The organism is Brachybacterium sp. EE-P12, from assembly GCF_003711805.1.
Classification (GTDB): Bacteria; Actinomycetota; Actinomycetes; order Actinomycetales; family Dermabacteraceae; genus Brachybacterium.
The window spans coordinates 1-1,050 of sequence record NZ_QXCP01000010.1; the positions used below are offsets into that span (position 1 = coordinate 1).

The 1,050-nt window shown below is 73.2% G+C and carries 1 pseudogene; it reads right to left on the minus strand.

Annotated elements, in window-relative coordinates:
- Positions 1–1,050, minus strand: a pseudogene (locus tag D1648_RS14960) (HNH endonuclease); the annotation flags it as partial.

Genomic DNA, 1,050 nt, shown 5'->3' on the forward strand with positions numbered 1-1,050 from the left:
GGTCGCACGGATCGTGATGGGCGTGATGGTCCTGCTGGGCGCGCTGGGCGTGCTGGTCGTGCTGGTCGGCGGCGATGATGGCGTCCAGCGGTCCGCGCAGGCTCTCGCGCACCGCTTCGGCGGGCACGGTCCCGTATCCCTCGATCTGGGCGAGGTCCCCGGCCCCGGGATCCAGCAGCATCCGGTCGGTGATGATCACCCCGATGTCCAGGGTGATCGGCTCCATCCCACCCCCGCGTCCCAGGAGCGTGTCCACGAGGGAATCGGCCTGGATCGCCTGATGCCCGCGCCGGTCCCCGCCGGCGCGCAGACGCTCGGCCTCCAGCGAGAGACGCTTGCGGATCAGCGCCGCATCCAGCGCCGTGAGGTGCGCGGAGAGCGTGGCCATGCCATGCTCCCCGCGTCGCACCTTCACATGCCGCTCCCGCTTCGCGAGCTGGTGACGACGCGCTTCCCCCTCCGGGTCGGCCAGAGAGATCGCCGCAGCACGGGCGTCGTCCCACTCCTGCGACCCGGCACCATCGAGATACGGCAGACGCTGCCCCAGCAGCCGATCCGCCTCCCGCCGCTGCGCAGACGTCAACGGCGCGAACGAGCGGGAGGTGCGATACGCATCCGCGGCGGTGACCTGGCAGTCCGCGAGCGCGGTGAGCATCTCCGGCATATCCGCCACCAGACGACGCCGCGCCGCCAGCGAATGCGACGCGGCTGCGGGTGAGCGGCGGGTGAGCAGCGAGACCTCCCGCGCCGCCTCCCGCGACGCCGCCCGCAACAGCGCCGTGGGAGCCGGGCCCTCCCCCGGCTCCTGTGCCGTATCGGCGCGGGCCTCGGCCTGCTTGCGCAGAGTCAGGGAATCCGCGAGCGCGACCACGGCATGGGCCTCGAGCGCCTCGAGCGCGCTGCGCATCGCGTGCAGGCTCCCGACCACGTCACGGAACGCCTCCGCCGACCGATCCGCCGCAACGAACAGCTCCTGCGGGGAACCGGTCAGGGCGCGCAGATCGTGGGCGCGGTCGCCGAGCTCTGCCGCCAGACGCTGCGGCCCTCCCG